The sequence below is a fragment of the Streptomyces sp. NPDC051822 genome (assembly GCF_044452745.1).
GTDB lineage: Bacteria > Actinomycetota > Actinomycetes > Streptomycetales > Streptomycetaceae > Streptomyces.
In genome coordinates, this window is sequence record NZ_JBITBZ010000007.1 from 357,398 (window position 1) to 375,151 (window position 17,754).

A 17,754-nucleotide genomic window follows, 5' to 3' on the forward strand; every position below is an offset into this window, starting at 1 on the left:
GGCACTCCGCCCGCCCCATCCTCAGACGTCTCTCACTCCAGGGAGTTCCCACGCCATGACCGCGCTCGACGCCCGCACCGACACCACGACAGTCCTCCGCTTCCCCGAGGGCTTCCGCTGGGGCACCGCCACGGCCGCCTACCAGATCGAGGGGGCCGCGGCGGAGGACGGCCGCACGCCCTCCATCTGGGACACCTTCAGCCGCACGCCCGGCAAGGTCCGCAACGGCGACACCGGTGACATCGCCGCCGACCACTACCACCGGGTCGACGAGGACGTCGCCCTGATGCGGCGCCTCGGGGTCACCGACTACCGCTTCTCGATCGCCTGGCCCCGGGTCCAGCCCACCGGACGCGGACCCGCCGTCCGCAAGGGCCTGGACTTCTACCGGCGCCTCGCCGACCGGCTTCTGGAGGCCGGCATCCGCCCGGTGGCGACGCTCTACCACTGGGACCTGCCTCAGGAACTGGAGGACGCGGGCGGCTGGCCGCACCGGGAGACCGCGTACCGTTTCGCCGAGTACGCGGCCATCATGGCGGACGCGCTCGGCGACCGGGTGGCGACCTGGACCACGCTCAACGAGCCCTGGTGCGCGGCCTTCCTCGGCTACGGCAGCGGCGAGCACGCGCCGGGGCACACCAGCGCCCTCGGGTCGCTGCGCGCCGCCCACCACCTCAATCTCGCGCACGGGCTCGCGGCCCGTACGCTCCGGGGCGCGCTGCCCGCTGCGGCGGAGGTGTCCCTCACCCTCAACCTCCATGCGGTACGGGCCCTTTCGCAGGCCCCCGAGGACGTGGACGCGGCCCGCCGCATCGACGCGGTCGCCAACCGGATCTTCCTCGACCCCGTCTTCCACGGCCGGCTGCCGGAGGATCTGGTCCGCGACACGGCGCAGGTCACGGACTGGTCCTTCGTGCGGGACGGCGACCTGGCGACGGCGGCCGCGCCGCTCGACTTCCTCGGCATCAACTACTACTCGCCCTCCGTCGTCGGGGCGGGCGCCTCCGGGTCGCCGTCGGCGTGGGCGGGCGCGGAGCAGCACGTCAGGTTCGAGCCCGCGGCCGGTCCGCGCACCGCGATGGACTGGCCGGTGGACGCGGACGGGCTGCACGAACTCCTCGTCAGGCTCCGGGACGAACTGCCGGGCGTCCCCCTGGTGATCACCGAGAACGGCGCGGCGTACGACGACTACGCCGACCCCTCCGGGAACGTGAAGGACCCGGAGCGGGTGGCCTATCTCCACGGGCACCTGGCGGCGGTGCACCGGGCCCTCGCCGACGGCGCCGACGTGCGCGGGTACTTCCTGTGGTCGCTCCTGGACAACTTCGAGTGGGCGTACGGCTACAGCAAGCGGTTCGGCATCGTGCACGTGGACTTCGCGACGCAGCGCCGGACCCTCAAGGACAGCGCCCGCTGGTACGCGGAGGTCATCGCCCGAGGGGGCCTCACGGAGACCCCTTAGTTCTTGGCGTCCTTGACGAACACGATGCCGTCGCTGTCCCCCAGGTGCTCCGGGTCGAACGGGGCGTAGCCGAACCAGGGGGACACACGGGGTGCGGGGTGGTCGTCGCCGAGGACGGCGGCCAGGCGCCGGGCGTCGACGAGGCTGCGCTCCTCCGGGAGGGCGTACAGGAGCCCTTCGATCGTGCCCGGCTCCGGCACGCCGACCCCCTGGTGCCTGATCGTGCCCAGGGCCGTGCTGATGAAGGCGTATTCCGCGCCCAGTTCGGCACTCACCAGGGAGCCGGCGCTCCACCACTCCAGGGGCGCCCCGCCCATCCGCATCGTGCTCTTCTCCCGCTGGAGATGGGAGTTGTGGGCGTACACGAGGACCGGACCCCGTGCGGCGGCGGCGAGGAGGTTGTGGGCCATCATCTGGTCCCGTACGCCGACGAGCCGGATCAGGCGGGCCGGTGAGGTGTCGGCCATCCAGTGGTGGTAGCGCAGCAGTCCGAGGGCGGTGCGCCCGTGCAGTCGCGCCCGGTCCCAGGCGTCGCGCGAGGTCGCCGCGATCAGCTGCGGTGTCCACGCGTCGAGCAGCGCCGCCAGTTCGTCGGCGAGCAGCCGCAGTTCACCCGCATCGGCCGACCTGCCCACGGACCGGGAAGGGTCCCTCATCGCGGCGGGTTCGGTCCACCGGTCGTCGGTGCCGAGCAGGTGGTCGAGCCTCTCGGCGGTGCAGGGGAGCAGGTCCGCTTCCAGCCGGGCCGCGAGGTAGCCGTGGAGTGCGGTGAGGGCTTGCCGGGGGCTCTCGGCTGCGGTGATCTCCAGCGGGCCGTCGAATCCGGCGAAGCGGAGCCGGTCGGTCGCGGGCCGGGTCTCGTTGTGGGCGCGCATCCAGCGCACGAGTGCGCGGTTGGCCGGAGAGGTGCCCCAGCCGTGGCTGAAGCCGTGCTCCATGACCTCGTCGAGGGTGCCCTTGCCCGAGGTGACGTGGTCGTCGACGAGCAGTCCCCTGACGCAGTCGCTCTCGATCGCGATCGTCCGGTAGCCCTCCTGCTCGACCAGTTGCCGGAACAGGTCGTTGCGCAGTTCGAGCAGGGTCTCCTCGCCGTGGGTGGGCTCGCCGAGGGCGAGCATCCGGGGCCGGGCCGGGAGCACGCCCATGACGGCGGAAGCGTCGACGGCGTGGGCGGCGCTCTCGATGTCGGCGGTCTGGATGTCGACGGTCTGGATGTCAGTGGTCTTGATGTCAGTCGCCATGCCATCAACGGTATCTTTGAACCCTCGGTTGAGACTTTTACGCGATACCGTCGGGGCCATGGGGCAAAACCTTCAAAGCGCTGTCAGGCTCAGGCCGGTCGATCTGGCGCGCGGGCACGGTCTGTCCACGCAGGCGGTCAGGAACTACGAGGAGGCCGGGATCCTTCCGGCCGCCGGCCGCACACCCCACGGCTACCGCACTTACACCTCGCTGCACGCGGCGGCTCTGCGCGCGTTTCTCGCCCTGGTGCCGGGTCACGGTCACCGGACCGCGACGTCGGTCATGCGAGCCGTGAACGAGGGGGCGGTGGAGGAGGCGTTCCGCCTCATCGACGAGAGCCATGCCGGGCTCCTCGAAGACCGGCGGACCCTTCAGGCCGTGGAGAGCGCCCTCCGGGACCTCGATCCGGGCGGGGAGTCCCGAACCGCCGTCGCCTCCGGGCCGGGCGATACGTTCATCGGGCCGCTGGCGCGGCGGCTCGGCATCCGGCCCGCGACGCTGCGCAAGTGGGAGCAGGCCGGCCTTGTGAGCCCGCGCCGCGACCCCCGGACCGGATACCGCGTCTACGACGAGGCGGACGTACGGGACGCCCGCCTGGCCCGTCAACTCCGCAGGGGCGGCTATCCGTTGGAGCAGATCGCGCAGCTGATCGCCCATGTGCGGGCGGCCGGCGGCCTCGAGCCGCTGGCGGCCGCGCTGTCCGACTGGCACGGGCGCCTGTCCGCCCGAGGACGGGCGATGCTGGCCGGGGCGGCGGAGCTGGAGGCGTACCTCCGCGAACTCCCCGAGAACGCCTGACCGCGCGAAGGGGCGCCGCGACGCCCCCTCGCGCGGTCGCGGCGCCCCCGTCCGGTCCGGCGCCCCCCGTTCAGCGCCTTCCGTTTCAGCGCCGCCGGGGCACGGTCGTCACAGGCGCTGCCACAGGGCCGGGACGTTCGGCGGCTCCCAGCCGGTCTGGGCCTGGTGGCCCTGGAGACAGCGGTAGCTCGCGCCGCCGTAGGTGACGACGTCACCGGCCGCGTAGACCTTGCCCGCGGCCCAGGTGCCGCCCGGCTGCGGCTCGCCGGGGCCGGGGCCCGGGTCGACGCCGGTGGTCCTCAGGGTCAGGCCGTAGGTCTGCAGCAACGGGTTCAGCGGCTGGAAGAACGTCGTGCCGCCGGTGGAGCAGTTGCCGGAACCGCCGGAGGTCACGCCCTGGGCCTGGCTGCCGGAGATGTACGAGCCGCCCGAGTCGCCGGGCTCGGCGCAGACGGTCGTACGGGTCACCCCGGAGATGGTGCCCTCGGGGTAGGTGACGCTCGTGTTGTGCTGCTGCACGGTGCCGCAGTGCCAGCCGGTCGTCGATCCCGAGCGGCATACGGAGGAGCCGACGGGCTGCAGGACGGAGCCGGTGACCTGGACGTTCGCACCGCCGGCGCCCTTGACGTACGGGGTCGAGGTCCAGTTGGTGTTGGCGGCGACCCAGGCCATGTCGTTGCCGGGGAAGACGGAGCCCTGGAAGGTGCCCTGGGCGACCTGGTTGAACCCGCTGGTGGTGGTGCCCGCACGCCCGCAGTGGCCCGCGGTCGCGAAGCCCTGCGTGGTGCCCCGGGTGACCGCGAAGCCGACCGAGCAGCGGCCGCCGCCGCCCATGTAGTAGGCGTCGCCGCCCCGGATGTCGTAGAGCGGGCGGGGTGCCTGCGCGGTGCGGACCACGCGTACCAGCTCGCGCGGGACTCCGGCGGCCGCCACGAGCCGCTCCCCCGCACCGGCCCTGGTCTCCTCGACGACCAGGACGTTGGCGCGTACGTCGACGTAACGGACGGGTACGTCGACGGAGGCGGACCGGTCCAGGGTCTCCTTGGCCCGCTCCAGGCTGGTCAGACTGCGCGTCACGAGCCGGGCGGACGCTCCCGAGGCCCGTATCGCGGCCGTGTCGGCGGCCCGGGTGGTGGCGACGGTCAGGGTCCCGGCCTCGGCGCCGTCCAGCCACGCGCCGGCGAAGGCACCGCCCAGACCCTGGCGGAGGCGGGCGGCGGTGGCGCCCGCCTCGGCCTCGTTGGCGAGCCGGGTCAGCGCCTGGGAGCGGGTGAGCCCCAGGTCGCGCCGCATGGCGTCGAGCAGCTCGGGGGCGGCGGAGTCGGCGCCCAGGGCCTGGGCGGCGGTCCTGGCGGTCGGCGCGCGGTGCGGGTCGGGGGCGTGCGGGGCCGCGGCGGCGGAACCTGCCTGGAGCCCGGCCAGCGCCAGTCCGGCGGCGACGAGGGCGGTACACGCCGTACGGGCGTGTCGTCGGAGCATGGGGTGTCTCCTCGGTTCATGGGTGGGGATCTGCTGGAACCGTAGGGAGGACGGGATGCGGGCGGCAGCTGTCAGCCGGCCCCTGTCATCGCGTTATGCCGGGGGGCTGATGTCGCGTCACCGCGGGCTCCCCTCCCGCGGCCCCTGAGCCGGTGTCCGGCCGGCGCTGGTCGTGAGCGCCTCCGCGTGGGCGGCTCTGGTGTGACCGAGCACGGCGGCGGCCCGCCCGGCCGCCCGCCCCTCGGGATGCCAGCCGAGGAGGTGCCGCCACACGAGCGGGGCGCCGGCGAGGGGGCGGGTGACGAGCCCGGGGGTGGCGGGGAAGGTGGCCCGGCAGAGGCCGACGGCCCGCCCCACCCGCACCAGGTGCACACAGGACGCGGTGTCCGTCTCGTACACGCAGGCCGGGGTGAACCCCGCGCGCACGCAGGCGGCGGCGAAGCAGTCGCCGAAGCAGCCGTCGCCCGGCACGTCGGTCCAGGCCTCCGCCGCCAGTTCGGCGAGGTCGATCTCGGTACGGGGCGCCAGCGGATGGTCGGCGGCCAGCATCACGTACACCGGGTCGCGGGCGACCTCCGTCCACGCGAGCCGTCCCGCCTCGGGCGGACCGCTCTCCCCGCAGACGCCGACCAGGGCGAAGTCGAGCCGCCCGTCGGCGACCCCGCCGGCGACGTCCCGCTCCGACCACGAGGTGTACGTGGTCACCGGCGCCCCGGGGTCGGTGCGCGCGATCCGGTCGACCAGGCCGCCGAGCAGCGGTCCGTGCGTCCCTCCGAGCCGGTAGCCCTCCGCTCCGTCGCGCGCGAAGCGCACCGCCTCCTCCTGCAGCTCGCAGACGGCGGGAAGCACCACCCGGGCCCGGTCGAGGACCAGGTCGCCGAGGGCCGTGGCCCGCACGCCCTCCCGTCCGCGCTCGAACAGGGCGCCGCCCAGGGCTCGTTCGATCCGTTTGAGCTGTGCACTGAGCGCGGGCTGCGCGAGGCCGAGCGCGGTCGCGGCACGCGTGAGGCTCCCCGCGTCCGCGATGGCCCGGATCGTCTTCAGGTGCCTCAACTCCAAGTCCATACCGAGAGCTTGACGCCCCTGCCCCCAGCGGTCCAGACCAAAGCCGTCACGCCTCCTTCGGCGTTCCCCGGCCGGACGGAACGCCCCAGGTCACGAGGGGCGACGTCGCCGGCGAGGGAACCGACGGCGCGCTCCGGTCGTCCTCAGGGGCGAGGGGCGCCGGAAGCCGTCCGGCCCCGGGGACGCGTTCGTGCGGAAGGCAAGGGATGTCGGGTGGCGGTCACGCTCGCGGAGGAGATCATGCTGCTGTCGCTGGACGACGAGTCCGGGGCGGCGAAGGAACGGCAGTCCGCCGCGTGGGCCGTCGCGGGAGGAATCCTGCTCGATCTCGTCCTGGCCGGACGCATGTCGGTCGACGACGGGCGGCTGAGGGTGCTGGACACGACGCCCACCGAGGTGCCGCTTCTCGACGAGCGCCTCGGGCAGCTCGCCGCCTGGTGCGGGAAGAAGAGCAGGGCCCCGAAGGTCACCGAGTGGCTGACGAAGGACCAGGCCAAGGCCGTGAAGGCCACGGTCGCCAGCCTGTGCGAGCGGGGCCTGGTGCACGAGGAGAAGCACCGGGTGCTGGGGCTCTTCCCCGTCTCCCGCTATCCGGAGGCGGACGGTTCGGTCGAGCGGGAGCTGCGGGCCAGGCTGGGCGCGGTGGTCGTCGAGGGCGCCACCCACCATGCCCGCACCACGGGCCTCCTCGCCCTGATCCACGGCGCCAAGCTGCACCGCCTCGCCTTCCCCGACACGCCGCGCAAGGAGATCGCGGCGCGTCTGGAGGAGATCACGGCCGGTGAGTGGGCGGCGGAGGGCGTGCGCCGGGCGATCCGGGACATGCAGGCCGCGATGGTCGTGGTCACGGCCGCCACCATCGCGACCGTCGCCGGCTGACCCGTCGGGGCCGTTACCGGCCGGCCCGTCGAGGCCGTCGCCGGCCGGCCCGTCGCGGCCACGGCGAAGAGGCCGCCGCCGCGGGCGCAGCCCTTCGGGGGCTGCGATCTTGGTGGTCACGGTATCTCCAGGGAGCCGGTCCGGTTCGGGCGGCGCGGGCGGGGCCCGAACCGGACCGGGGCGGTCAGGTCAGCCTGAGTAGTCGTTGTTCGTCTTCAGGTTGTTGTCGATGTTCTTCGCGGCCTGCCCGAGTGCGCCCTTGGGGTCGGCACCGGCCAGCATGTCCTGGGCCGTCTTCTGGAACTCGGTGGAGATGTAGGGGTAGGCCGGGGTGACCGGACGCACCGTCGCGTACGTGCGGGCGAAGCCCACGAGCACCTCGAACTTGCCGCCCGGGTGGTAGTCCGCGATCTGCACGGCGGCTGCGTCGGTGGCGGGGATCGTGCTGGTGGCCTTGGCGTAGTCGACGAAGTACTTGGTCTGGCGGGAGAACTTGAGCCACTCCTGTGCGCCGGCCTTGTCCGAGCAGGTGGAGCTCATCGCCCACTGCCAGGAGGCGCGCCGGGCGCTGCTCATCAACCCGGCCTTCCCGGCCGGCCCCGGCGAGTACAGCAGCAAGTTCGTCTACTACTGGGTCGGCACCTGGGACTCCCAGGCCCGCCGCTGGACCCCCGACACCACCGAACCCCGGCTCATGGACTACGGCGACCACTTCACCGGCCCCAGCGGCACGGTGGACGACAAGGGACGCTCCCTCGTCTTCACCATCGCGCAGGACCGGCGCACCGAGCGCGCCCACTACGACGCGGGCTGGGCCCACAACGCCGGGCTCCCCGTCGAACTGTCCATGCGGCCCGACGGAGACCTCGGATTCCGTCCCGTGGAGGAGGTCTCCCGCCTCCACACCGGCGCACCGCTCCTGGACATCACCGCCCCCACCTCCCTCGCCGACGCCAACGACCGACTGGCCGGCATCAAGGGAGACATGCTCCACATCAAGCTGACGATGGAGCGAGGCAGCGCCGGCACGTTCGGACTCGACGTGCTGCGCAGCCCCGGCGACGAGGAGCGGACCCGCCTGTTCTACGACGCTCCCGCGGGACAGCTGGGCGTCGACAGGACACGGTCCGGGAACAACTCCAGCGCCGAGCCGAACTTCGGCATCCACAAGGGACCGCTGGCGCTCTCCGGCGGCGACCTGACACTCGACGTGTTCCTCGACCGCTCGATGATCGAGGCGTACGCGAACGCGCACAAGTCGATCACCACCCGCGCCTACCCCTTCCGGCAGGACAGCCTCGGCCTGCGCCTCTTCGGAGACGGCAGTGTCGTCAAGTCCATGACCGTCTGGAGGATGAGCGACGTCGACGGCTGATCCGGCCGGCCGACGGCTGAAAGGATTCGGGGCGGGCCCCCACGGCCCGCCCCGAGTCCGGTCTGTGCGGCGGTCACCACTGTCCCTCCCGCCACTCACGTCTCACTCACGTTCCGCTAACGCTGAGCGGCCCCTCTCCCGGGGACGGCCTCAGCTCCTCAGATGTGTGAGGACGGAACGCATGGCCCGTTCCACCGCCGCGCGCGACTCGTCGGTGGGGTCGACCAGTTCGAAGCTGTGGCGGCCGTCCGGAACGTCGACGACCTCGACGTCGGCGCCCCTCCTTTCCGCGGCGGTCAGGAACTCCTCGACCGTCGCCGCGAAGGCCGGATGCTCGCGCCCCGCCCGGGTGAGCACGATCGGCGGCCCGTCCGCCGTCCCGACAGCGGCGACGGGGCGGAAGCGGGAGTCCACGGACCGCCAGCCGGGCAGCGGTGCCAGGGCCGGGTAGTTGGCTGCCACGCACCGCAGCCAGGGCGGGGGTGCGGCGAGCCAGTCAGCCGTCAGGAGTCCGCCGGTGGAGAAGAACCAGAGTGCGATCCGGTCCTCGTCGACGCGGGGGTCGGCGCGGACGAGCGCGACGGCCTCGGCGAGGTCGTCCGCGGCGCGCGGGTAGTCGGCGATGCCGTGCAGCCGGTGGTCCAGGGTGACGCCGACGGCGCCGAGGCCCGCCGCGTACCTGCCGTACCCGAGGAGGAACGGCGTGTCCCTCGGGGTGGGGCGCTGGTCCGCGGAGACAGGGCCGCCGTGGACGAACACGATCGCGGGCCTCGGCCGACCGGTCTCCGGCAGGTGGAGGTCGACGCGCCCGCGCCGCTCGCGCGGCACCTCGGGTACGTCGAGGAGGAAGGGCTGGAGATGCGGCGGCCGTTCGTGCTCCGGGTCGCGCTCGGGCGCGGTGACGCGGTGACCTTCACCGGCCGCCGCCTTGAGCAGCACCTCGGCCAGTTCACCGGGCGCGGAGAGCATCGGCCAGTGTCCTGTGCCGAGGTCGAGGAAGCGGAACCGGTCGTCGGCGAGCGCGCGGAACTGCGGTGGACCCGATTCCACCAGCATCCGCACCAGGTCGACGCTGGAGCCGTTGGCGGTGCAGAGCACGCCCGTGGTCGGCGGTGCGGCGGCCGCGCCGGAGAGCCGGAGCGGCTCGGTGAAGGTGCCCGCCGGCTGCGGCGCGGCCAGACGTTCGAGGCGCTCCAGAGCCTCGGCGGGCACCCCGTCGGTGCTGCCCCAGCGGGACCAGGTGCCCGGCCGCGGCGGCGGGATCCACCCGTCGTCCTCGGCGTGCGGGTCGCCGTCCGTCGCCCGCGCCCGTACCCCGGGATCGGGTACGGACCCCAGCGCGGTCTCGCCGTCCTGGGGCAGGGCCGTGTCCAGGGAGACGATCCGGGTGACGCGTCCCGGTCGCCGGTCGGCGGCGGCGAGGACGGGGTGGAGCCCGTACCCGTGTCCGACGAGCACCACCCGGGGCGTACGGATGCCGTCGATCAGCCGCAGCAGGTCCTCGACATGGGTCTCCAGGCCGGTGCCGGGTCCCGCCTCGTCCCGCCGCTCCCCCATGCCGGTCAGGGTCGCCGGATACGCCTCCGCTCCCGCGTCCCGCAGTCGTGCGGCCACCTCCTCCCACACCCAGCCGCCGGTGAACGCGCCCGGAACCAGTACGAACGCCGTCATGATCGTCTCCTCGCCCGTCGGGTGAACTCCCGCCGCCACGCTAGGAACTCCCCCTGCGGGAGGTTCAAGGACGGCGACGGGCCGAAAGCCATCGCGCACGGGCCGTACACCACACTGGAGTCGGCCGGAGGGAGGCTCACACCGTGGTGTCCGAGGGACTGTGGAGCATCGGGGAGCTCGCCGCGCGGGCGGGTGCCACCGTGAAGACGGTGCGCTACTACACCGACCGCGGGCTGCTGCCCGAGGCCGGTCGCAGCGCGGGAGGGCATCGGCGGTACGGGCAGGAGGCGCTCGGCCGGCTCCGGCTGATCCGCTCGCTGCGCGCCCTCGACCTGCCCGTCCCCGAGGTGGAGCGGGTGCTCGCACGGGACGAGGCCCTGGAGGAGGTCGTGGCGGGCCAGTTGCGCGAGCTGGGTACCCGACTGGCCGCACTGCGCTGGCGCGAGGCCTCGCTGCTCCTGCTCAAGGACTGCCCGGCCGGGGAGCGTGCCGACCGGCTGCGGCTGCTCGGCGCGGTGTCCGTACCGCCGGACACGGACGCCCTCGCCCGGTTCTGGCGGCGGATCCTGCCGGTCCGGCTGCCGGGCCGGGTGGTGGCGACGGTCCTCGACTCGGTGGTGCCGGCGCTCCCCGAGGAGCCGACGCCCGCTCAGGTCCTCGACTTCGCCAGACTGCACGCGCTCGTGTCCGATCCGCGCCTCGACCGTCCGGGGTCCCGGCCGGCGCCGCCGCTGCCCGCCGGGGAGTACCGTCCCGCGGTGCTGTACGAAGGTCTCGCGGAGGCGTACGCGCTGGCCGCGGCAGAGGTGCGGGCCGGGCGCGCCCCGCAGGACGGCGGCGCCCTGGACTGCTTCGTCGGCGCCTACGCACGCGCGCGCGGGGCGGTGGACTCGCCGGAGTTCCGGCGCGGGCTCGTCCCGCTGCTCGCCGGGAGCGCGGGCCCGGTGATCATCCGCTACTGGAAGCTCGCCGCCGGCCTGTTCGCGCCCGGGGAGCCGGTCCCGGGCGCCCTCCACCACCACCTCTCGGTCGCGCTCGGCCGGCAGGTCGGGGAGGAGGCCGTCGTTCCGCCGCCGACGCACCCGGGCGGGTGGTGATCGGCGGCACGTGGGTGAACGCGCGCATGTGGTGCGGCGGAGCGGGGAAGGGGCGCACGACGTGCGCTGCACGCAGGACGACGAGGAGGTGGTGCCGGTGTCGGGGCCGACAACCGGAGAGGAGGTGGGAGCACCGTGCTGGCTGAGTCTGAACGCGCGCGATCTGGACGCGGCGGAGCGCTTCTACGGGGCCGTGCTGGGCTGGACGTTCCGGCGGGGCGGCGAGGAGCGCAAGTACGCGGTGGGTGAGCTGGGCGAGGTGCCCGTGGCCGGGATCGCGGCGGTCGCGGCCGAGCTGTCCGTACCGGTGTCCTGGACGGCGTTCTTCGCCGTGGACGACGCCGACGCGGCGGTGGCCCGGATCAGGGAGCGGGGCGGCACCGTGGGGGTGGGGCCGGTCGCCTACCCGCCCGAGGGTCGTGCGGCGCTCGCGACCGATCTGGAGGGTGCGGCGTTCGGCGTGTGGCAGGGGCGGACGGAGTCGCAGTGGCACATCGGCGAGCACTCGGCGCCCGCCTGGCTCGAACTGCACACGCGGGACGCGTTCGAGGCGGCGGTGTTCTACGGCGAGGTACTCCGCTGGGCGGACGAGGGCACGGGCCGCTACGAGGTGTCGTACGAGCAGGACAAGGTGGTGCTGCGGCGCGAGGGCGAGGCGGTGGCCCGGCTGAACAGCGGCCCCGTCGAGTCCGGTTCAGCCCGGCCGCAGCTGCGTCCGCGCTGGCTGGTGCGCTTCCGGGTGCCCGATCCGGAGGCGGCGACGGCGGCGGTCCTGGCGCACGGCGGCTCGGTGGTGCCGGGCGGGGACTGGGGCGGGGTACGCGGCCCCGAGGAGGCCGAGGGGCGCAGGGCGGTGGTGGTACGGGACCCTGACGGGGCGCTCTTCACGCTTGAGGGCGCCGAGGAGGGCAAGAGCTGAGCGTCGGCCGGCGCGGGCGCGGGTCGTCCCCGTGCCCGCACCGGCCGACACCCGGGCGACGCGGGCTCTCGGCCTGGGTCGACCTAGGCGGTGACCCCGGAGGGGGCGCGCGGTACGGCGTCCGGCTCGGTGCCCGCCGGGTCCCCGGAGGGGGCTGCCGCGGCCCGGGCGGGGATGAAGGCGGCGACGACAGCGGCCACCAGGCCGACGCCGCAGCCGATGAGCATCGCGACGCGGAAGCCCTCCTCGGACGGCAGCGCGTGGCCGCCCAGGGTGGTGGTCATCTGGGCCAGGACGACGCCGATCACGGCGGCCGAGACGGAGGTGCCGATGGAGCGCATCAGGGTGTTGAAGCTGTTGGCCGAGGCGGTCTCCTCCTGCGGGACGGCGCCCATGATGAGGGCGGGCATGGCCCCGTAGGCGAGTCCGACGCCGGTGTTGCAGATGAGCGTCACGACGAGCAGGCCCCAGGTGGAGCCCATCAGGGCGAGCGAGGAGCCGTATCCGGCGGCGATGACCAGGGCGCCGACGGAGAGCGTGACCTTGGGGCCGCGGGCGGCCGACAGCTTGGCGCCGAGGGGCGCCAGGATCATCATCATCAGGCCCGCCGGGGCCATCCACAGGCCCATCGCCATCATCGACTGGCCGAGTCCGTAGCCGGTGGCCTCGGGGAGCTGGAACAGCTGCGGGACGACGAGGGACTGCGCGTACATGGCGAAGCCGACGAGGATCGACGCCGCGTTGGTCAGCAGGACGACGGGGCGGGCGGTGACCCGCAGGTCGACGAGGGGGTCGGGGGTACGCAGCTCCCACCGGCCCCAGGCGAGCAGGACGACGGCCGCGACGGCGAAGAGGCCGAGGGTGGTGCCGCTGCCCCAGCCCCAGGTGGCGCCCTTGGAGACGGCGAGCAGCAGGGCGACGAGGCCGACGCCGAGTCCCAGCGCGCCGGGCACGTCGAAGCGTCCGGGGCCGGTGGCGCGGCGGCCGGCGGGGGCGACGCGCCAGATCAGGACGCCCACGACGACGCTCAGGGCGGCGGCGACCCAGAAGAGCACGCGCCAGCTGGCGTTCTCGGCGACGGCGGCGGAGAACGGCAGGCCGAGGGCGCCGCCGACGCCCATGGAGGCGCTCATCAGGGCGATGGAGCCGCCGAGCTTCTCGGCCGGGAGGATGTCGCGGAGCAGGCTGATGCCGAGCGGGACGACACCCATGCCGAGGCCCTGGAGGCCGCGTCCGACGATCATCGGGACGACGGAGGAGGCGAGCGCGCAGACGACCGAGCCGACGATCAGGGGGATCACGGAGACGAGCAGGACCCGCCGCTTGCCGAGGGTGTCGCCGAGCCGGCCCGCGACGGGGGTGGCGACGGCGCCGGCGAGCAGGGTGGCGGTGATCACCCAGGAGGCGTTGGACGCGCTGGTGTCGAGGAGTTCCGGGAGGTCGCCGATGAGCGGCACCACCAGGGTCTGCATGAGTGCGGCGACGATTCCGGCGAGCGCGAGTACGCCGACGACGCGTCCGGGCCGGGTGTCGGGCGTGGAGCCGTCCACGTGATGTTCTCCCTCGGTCTCCCCCAGCCGGTCCGAGGGTCGAGTGTGCATCATGCACATCACTTGCTTGATACACAAATTATGTAGGATGCATATCCGATTCGCTCAGGAGAGAATGAGCCCATGGACAAGCCCGTGGACAAGCCCACTCACCTGGTCGAGTTCGAGACCATGCTGCTCGGCCGGCACTCCCTGCTGTACGCGCCGCGCTCCCGGGCCTCCGGCGGACAGCTCGACCGCAGCGCTTACGTCGTCCTGAGCCGCATCCGGATGCACGGACCCATGTCCATCGGCCAGCTCAGCGAGGCCTTCGGCCTCGACGCCTCCACCCTCAACCGGCAGACCGCCGCGATGCTGCGCGCCGGCGTGGTGGAACGCATCCCCGACCCGGACGGCGGGATCGCCCGCAAGTTCCGCATCACGGAGGAGGGCGAGCGGCGCCTGGAGGCCGACCGGGCCTCGAACATCGACGGCCTCGAGCGCGTGATGGAGCACTGGTCACCCGAGGACGTGGCCCGCTTCGCGGCCTACCTCGAACGCTTCAACCGGGACATCGAGCGTCTGGAGGGCCGCCCCTGGCCGCGCCCCTGAGGCGCGACTCCGCACGGCTCCGCACCGCCCCCGCTCAGACGTCGGCCCGTCGCATCGCGGCCCGCCGGTCCGCCGTCGCCAGGGCGGTGTTGACGAGCGTCACGGAAGCGAAGACGACGGCCCACACCGGCCGGCCGAGGTCGTGCAGCGCGACCGCCGCCGCCCCGAACACCAGGGCCTTCACGACCAGGACGCCCGCGATCGGCAGCCGTATCCGGGCCTTGGGCGCGGCGAACAGGCCCCACACGACGGCCGCGACGGCGGGCGCGGCGACCGCGAGGACCCACCGGAGAGCCAGGTTCTCCGCACTCTCCCATCCCCACCAGGCCAGCACGGCCAGGGCCGCGAGCTCCAGCAGGAACGCCAGGCCTTCGTTGAACACGTGCAGTGGCGTGGGCAGTTTCATCGGAGCCTCTCGAACGGCGATCACGCGTGCGGGCCGCCCGAGCCTAGACGCCACTTCTGACAGAAGTCTTTACCTCCGGTCCCGGCGGCGGTAACTTCCCGCCGACGCAAGATGTTTCAGAAAGTTTCCGACAGCGTTTCCAACGGTGCCGATCCCCGCTCCAGCCAGCCCGTACGGAACCGCGCTCCCCGCCTGGAGTTGAGATGACCCGCACCCCCCTGCGGCCGCCAGGACGAGCGGTGGCCGTCCTGGCCGTCGCCGCCGGCCTGCTCGGCCTGCTCACCGCCCCGCCCGAGGGCCCCTCGCCCCGTACCACCCCGGTCGCGGCCGTCGCGGACAGCACGGCGACGGTCTTCTACTGGACCAAGACGAAGAACTGGGCTTCCTACAACCTGCATTACGCGCCCGACGGCGGTTCCTGGACCACCGTTCCGGGGGTGGCCATGGAGGCCGCCTGTACCGACTGGGTCAAGAAGACCGTCCCCCTCGGCGCGGCCACCGGGCTCCAGGCCACCTTCAACAACGGCAGCGGCACCTGGGACAACAACGGCGGCAAGAACTACGCCCTCGGCACCGGTGCCATCACCGTCAAGGACGGGGTCGTCGCCCACTCCGACCCCTGCGCGGGCACCACCCCGACCCCGGGCGCCAAGGCCACCGTCTACTACTCGACCGAGGCGCTCGGCTGGTCCACCGTCAACCTGCACTACCAGCCGGCCGGTGGCGCCTGGACCGCCGCTCCCGGTGTCGGCATGCAGGCCGCCTGCGCCGGCTGGTGGAAGCGGGAGGTCGACCTCGGGACGGCCTCCTCCCTCAAGGCGGCCTTCAACAACGGCAACGGCACCTGGGACAACAACCGGGGCTCCGACTACACGCTCGGGACCGGCGTCAGCACCGTACGGAACAACGTGGTGACGGCGAACGCGACCGATCCGTGCGCCGCCGCGACCCCCGACACCCAGACGCCGACGGCCCCCGGCCGGGTCACCGCCGCCGCCGACGGAGTCTCGGTGCTGCTCACCTGGGACCCCGCCACGGACGACAGGGGCGTGACGAAGTACCAGGTCACACGGACCGGCGGCAGCGGCGGCACGGTCGTGACCGACGTCGGCTCCACGGTCTTCTCCGACACCGGGCTCGCCGAACGGACCGCCTACACCTACACGGTGAAGGCCGTCGACGCCGCGGGCAACGTCTCCGCCGCCTCGGCCGCCGCGACCGCCACCACCGGCGACAGGCCGGCGAACCCGGCCACCGGGAAGCCGCTCGGCACCGACCCGCGCAAGGACCCGATCTACTTCGTCCTCACCGCCCGCTTCAACGACGGCGACCCGTCGAACAACCGGGGCGGCAGCCAGCACGTCAAGTCCGGCAACGCGGCCAACGACGACCCCATGTTCCGGGGCGACTTCAAGGGCCTCATCCAGAAGCTGGACTACGTCAAGGGCCTCGGATTCTCGGCGATATGGGTCACGCCGGTGGTCCTCAACCGATCCGACTACGACCACCACGGCTACCACGGCTGGGACTTCTACAAGGTCGACCCGCGCCTGGAGTCGGCCGGCGCCTCCTACCAGGACCTGATCGACGCGGCCCACGCCAAGGGCATGAAGATCTACCAGGACGTCGTCTACAACCACTCCTCCCGCTGGGGCGCCAAGGGCCTGTTCACGCCCACCGTGTACGGCGTGCGGGACAGCCAGTGGAGCTGGTACTACGACGAGAAGCAGCCGGGCTTCGAGTACGACGGCCTGACGATCGACCCGAAGACCGGGAAGTCGTACTACAACGGCGACCAGTGGTCGACGGCGGAGCCGACCGGCAACACCTGCCTCAACTGGGGGAAGCCGACGGGAGGCAAGAGCGCCGAGGGCTACACCGTCTACAACTGCCAGTGGCCGAGCCCGACGTCCGGCATGTTCCCGAAGGCGCTGTTCCACCAGTGCTGGATCGGCAACTGGGAGGGTGAGGACTCGCGTTCCTGCTGGCTGCACGAGGACCTGGCCGACTTCGACACCGAGAACCCGGCCGTGCAGAACTACCTGATCGGCGCCTACAACAAGTACATCGACATGGGCGTCGACGGCTTCCGCGTCGACACGGCCGTACACATTCCGCGCACCACCTGGAACCGCCGCTTCCTGCCCGCCATCCAGGAGCGGGTGACACAGAGCCACGGGGCCGAGGCGGCGAAGAACTTCTTCGTCTTCGGTGAGGTGGCCGCCTTCGTCAACGACAAGTGGAACCGCGGCTCGGTGAACCACTCGGCGCAGTTCTTCACCTGGAAGGAGCGCAAGGAGTACGACGCCGACGACGCCAAGGCCGCCCTGGAGATGTACGACTACGAGCAGCAGCAGGGCACGGGCAGCCAGCCCACCTCCACCAACGCCTTCCTGAACGGCAACAGCTACCACACGCCCGACCACAGCCGCTTCTCCGGCATGAACGTCATCGACATGCGCATGCACATGAACTTCGGTGACGCGTACAACGCCTTCTCCAACGGCAAGGACTCGGACGACAGTTACAACGACGCCACGTACAACGTCGTCTACGTCGACAGCCACGACTACGGTCCGAACAAGTCGAGCGAGCGGTACACGGGCGGCACCGACGCCTGGGCGGAGAACATGTCCCTGATGTGGACGTTCCGCGGCATCCCGACGCTGTACTACGGATCCGAGATCGAGTTCCAGAAGGGGCAGAAGATCGACTGCGGGCCGACCTGCCCGCTCGCCACGACCGGTCGCGCCTACTTCGGCGACCACGTCGCCGGCTCCGTCACGGCGTCCGACTTCTCCCGGGTCTCCGCGGCCTCCGGGGCGGTCGCCACCACGCTCCAGCAGCCCCTGGTGCAGCACGTGCAGCGGCTCAACCAGATCCGCCGCGCGATCCCCGCGCTGCAGATGGGGCAGTACTCCACCGAGGGCATCTCGGGCGGCATGGCGTTCAAGCGCCGCTACACCGGCGGCGGTACGGACAGCTTCGCGCTCGTCACGGTCTCGGGCGGCGCGACCTACTCGGGCATCCCGAACGGCACGTACACCGACGCCGTCACCGGCGACGTGCGGACCGTCACCAACGGCACCCTGTCGGTCGCCGCACCCGGCAAGGGAAACCTGCGGGTGTACGTCCTGAACGGCCCGGGCAAGATCGGCGCCTCCGGCCCGTACCTGAAGTAGCGGCCGGCGTACGGGGCGGGGGTCACACCCCGCCCCGT

The 17,754-nt window shown here is 72.8% G+C and carries 15 protein-coding genes; 8 read left to right on the forward strand and 7 right to left on the reverse strand.

Annotated features, from left to right (window positions below; translation table 11 throughout):
- Positions 1 to 55: 55 nt before the first annotated feature.
- Complete coding sequence (locus ACIA8N_RS23080) at positions 56 to 1,462, forward strand: GH1 family beta-glucosidase (protein WP_365779132.1); 1,407 nt, start codon at positions 56 to 58, stop codon at positions 1,460 to 1,462.
- Here ACIA8N_RS23080 and ACIA8N_RS23085 read toward each other — a convergent pair.
- Positions 1,459 to 2,703, reverse strand: a complete 1,245-nt coding sequence (locus ACIA8N_RS23085; protein ID WP_365779134.1) for an erythromycin esterase family protein — start codon at positions 2,701 to 2,703, stop codon at positions 1,459 to 1,461. The two genes, ACIA8N_RS23080 and ACIA8N_RS23085, sit on opposite strands and share 4 nt — an antisense overlap.
- 58 nt (positions 2,704 to 2,761) lie before the next feature.
- Between ACIA8N_RS23085 and ACIA8N_RS23090 the strand changes: the two genes are divergently transcribed.
- The gene (locus ACIA8N_RS23090; RefSeq protein WP_365779136.1) at positions 2,762 to 3,502 is read left to right on the forward strand and encodes a TioE family transcriptional regulator; all 741 of its coding nucleotides are present in this window, start codon (positions 2,762 to 2,764) and stop codon (positions 3,500 to 3,502) included.
- 108 nt (positions 3,503 to 3,610) lie between these two features.
- On the opposite strand, the gene ACIA8N_RS23095 is transcribed toward ACIA8N_RS23090, so the two are convergent.
- Together ACIA8N_RS23095 and ACIA8N_RS23100 are read right to left on the reverse strand one after the other, a co-directional pair.
- On the reverse strand, positions 3,611 to 4,981 hold the full coding sequence (locus ACIA8N_RS23095) for a carbohydrate-binding protein (protein WP_365779138.1): 1,371 nt from the start codon (positions 4,979 to 4,981) through the stop codon (positions 3,611 to 3,613).
- Between the two features lie 117 nt (positions 4,982 to 5,098).
- Positions 5,099 to 6,046 (reverse strand): LysR family transcriptional regulator, encoded by a 948-nt coding sequence (locus tag ACIA8N_RS23100; RefSeq protein ID WP_365779140.1) that lies wholly within the window; start codon positions 6,044 to 6,046, stop codon positions 5,099 to 5,101.
- A 213-nt stretch (positions 6,047 to 6,259) separates the two neighbouring features.
- On the opposite strand from ACIA8N_RS23100, the gene ACIA8N_RS23105 reads away from it, so the two are divergent.
- Positions 6,260 to 6,925, forward strand: coding sequence for a GPP34 family phosphoprotein (locus tag ACIA8N_RS23105; protein WP_365779142.1), 666 nt, complete (start codon positions 6,260 to 6,262; stop codon positions 6,923 to 6,925).
- Between the two features lie 189 nt (positions 6,926 to 7,114).
- Here the strand turns inward: ACIA8N_RS23105 and ACIA8N_RS23110 are convergent, their stop codons facing one another.
- Complete coding sequence (locus ACIA8N_RS23110; RefSeq protein ID WP_365779144.1) at positions 7,115 to 7,465, reverse strand: hypothetical protein; 351 nt, start codon at positions 7,463 to 7,465, stop codon at positions 7,115 to 7,117.
- Here ACIA8N_RS23110 and ACIA8N_RS23115 point away from each other — a divergent pair.
- Positions 7,443 to 8,300, forward strand: coding sequence for a glycoside hydrolase family 32 protein (locus ACIA8N_RS23115; RefSeq protein WP_365779146.1), 858 nt, complete (start codon positions 7,443 to 7,445; stop codon positions 8,298 to 8,300). The genes ACIA8N_RS23110 and ACIA8N_RS23115 overlap by 23 nt on opposite strands.
- Before the next feature lie 150 nt (positions 8,301 to 8,450).
- On the opposite strand, the gene ACIA8N_RS23120 is transcribed toward ACIA8N_RS23115, so the two are convergent.
- Positions 8,451 to 9,971, reverse strand: a complete 1,521-nt coding sequence (locus ACIA8N_RS23120; RefSeq protein WP_365779148.1) for an alpha/beta fold hydrolase — start codon at positions 9,969 to 9,971, stop codon at positions 8,451 to 8,453.
- Between the two features lie 146 nt (positions 9,972 to 10,117).
- Between ACIA8N_RS23120 and ACIA8N_RS23125 the strand changes: the two genes are divergently transcribed.
- Positions 10,118 to 11,068 carry a MerR family transcriptional regulator gene (locus ACIA8N_RS23125; protein ID WP_399416773.1) on the forward strand — a complete coding sequence of 317 codons (951 nt, stop codon included), beginning with the start codon at positions 10,118 to 10,120 and terminating at the stop codon, positions 11,066 to 11,068.
- A 61-nt stretch (positions 11,069 to 11,129) separates the two neighbouring features.
- A complete protein-coding gene (locus ACIA8N_RS23130; protein WP_365779153.1) occupies positions 11,130 to 11,987 on the forward strand; it encodes a VOC family protein in 858 nt (285 codons plus the stop codon).
- An 83-nt stretch (positions 11,988 to 12,070) separates the two neighbouring features.
- Here the strand turns inward: ACIA8N_RS23130 and ACIA8N_RS23135 are convergent, their stop codons facing one another.
- Entirely contained in the window at positions 12,071 to 13,537 is a 1,467-nt protein-coding gene (locus ACIA8N_RS23135; protein WP_365779155.1) for an MFS transporter, read from the reverse strand.
- A 123-nt stretch (positions 13,538 to 13,660) separates the two neighbouring features.
- Here ACIA8N_RS23135 and ACIA8N_RS23140 point away from each other — a divergent pair, with 123 nt between their 5' ends.
- Positions 13,661 to 14,128: a MarR family transcriptional regulator gene (locus tag ACIA8N_RS23140; protein ID WP_365779157.1), complete on the forward strand. Its 468-nt coding sequence runs from the start codon at positions 13,661 to 13,663 to the stop codon at positions 14,126 to 14,128.
- A gap of 34 nt (positions 14,129 to 14,162) precedes the next feature.
- Here the strand turns inward: ACIA8N_RS23140 and ACIA8N_RS23145 are convergent, their stop codons facing one another.
- The gene (locus ACIA8N_RS23145) at positions 14,163 to 14,534 is read right to left on the reverse strand and encodes a YrdB family protein (protein WP_365779159.1); all 372 of its coding nucleotides are present in this window, start codon (positions 14,532 to 14,534) and stop codon (positions 14,163 to 14,165) included.
- Positions 14,535 to 14,737: 203 nt separating this feature from the next.
- Between ACIA8N_RS23145 and ACIA8N_RS23150 the strand changes: the two genes are divergently transcribed.
- Positions 14,738 to 17,716, forward strand: a complete 2,979-nt coding sequence (locus tag ACIA8N_RS23150) for a carbohydrate binding domain-containing protein (protein WP_365779161.1) — start codon at positions 14,738 to 14,740, stop codon at positions 17,714 to 17,716.
- Positions 17,717 to 17,754: the final 38 nt, after the last annotated feature.

Excerpts from the sequence above, each read along its gene's own strand:
- ACIA8N_RS23080 (WP_365779132.1), top strand. The coding sequence starts at position 56 with ATGACCGCGCTCGACGCCCGCACCGACACCACGACAGTCCTCCGCTTC.
- ACIA8N_RS23085 (WP_365779134.1), bottom strand. The coding sequence starts at position 2,703 with ATGGCGACTGACATCAAGACCACTGACATCCAGACCGTCGACATCCAG.
- ACIA8N_RS23090 (WP_365779136.1), top strand. The coding sequence starts at position 2,762 with ATGGGGCAAAACCTTCAAAGCGCTGTCAGGCTCAGGCCGGTCGATCTG.
- ACIA8N_RS23095 (WP_365779138.1), bottom strand. The coding sequence starts at position 4,981 with ATGCTCCGACGACACGCCCGTACGGCGTGTACCGCCCTCGTCGCCGCC.
- ACIA8N_RS23100 (WP_365779140.1), bottom strand. The coding sequence starts at position 6,046 with ATGGACTTGGAGTTGAGGCACCTGAAGACGATCCGGGCCATCGCGGAC.
- ACIA8N_RS23110 (WP_365779144.1), bottom strand. The coding sequence starts at position 7,465 with ATGAGCTCCACCTGCTCGGACAAGGCCGGCGCACAGGAGTGGCTCAAG.
- ACIA8N_RS23120 (WP_365779148.1), bottom strand. The coding sequence starts at position 9,971 with ATGACGGCGTTCGTACTGGTTCCGGGCGCGTTCACCGGCGGCTGGGTG.
- ACIA8N_RS23140 (WP_365779157.1), top strand. The coding sequence starts at position 13,661 with ATGGACAAGCCCGTGGACAAGCCCACTCACCTGGTCGAGTTCGAGACC.
- ACIA8N_RS23145 (WP_365779159.1), bottom strand. The coding sequence starts at position 14,534 with ATGAAACTGCCCACGCCACTGCACGTGTTCAACGAAGGCCTGGCGTTC.
- ACIA8N_RS23150 (WP_365779161.1), top strand. The coding sequence starts at position 14,738 with ATGACCCGCACCCCCCTGCGGCCGCCAGGACGAGCGGTGGCCGTCCTG.